This is a genomic window from Pseudomonas sp. SIMBA_067, assembly GCF_046534675.1.
GTDB lineage: Bacteria > Pseudomonadota > Gammaproteobacteria > Pseudomonadales > Pseudomonadaceae > Aquipseudomonas > Aquipseudomonas putida.
In genome coordinates this window covers 1-271 of sequence record NZ_JAWRYH010000432.1, presented here as the reverse complement: position 1 = coordinate 271, position 271 = coordinate 1, and the positions used below count along the sequence as shown (strand labels likewise).

Here is a 271-nt window from a genome sequence, read left to right as displayed (position 1 = left end):
GATTTTTGCCGGTATTTTGCACGGTCTTGATAACGAGCTGCCGTTGCAGGAAGAAGTCGAAGGCAACGGGCTGGAACAGGATGGCTTACCCTTCCCGATTCGCCAGAGCGATGCCCTGGGTGAGTTTATCGAGAATGATCACCTGCGCCGCTATTTAGGCGAACGGTTTTGCCATGTCTATCACGCCTGTAAAAATGATGAGCTGTTGCAGTTTGAGCGCCTCATCACAGAAACAGAAATTGAGTGGATGTTGAAAAACGCGTAATACCCC

Annotated in this window: 1 pseudogene; it reads left to right on the top strand. The window is 49.8% G+C overall.

Going from position 1 to position 271, the window contains the following annotated elements:
• Positions 1 to 265, top strand: a pseudogene (locus SB765_RS29765) (hypothetical protein); the annotation flags it as partial.
• Positions 266 to 271: the final 6 nt, after the last annotated feature.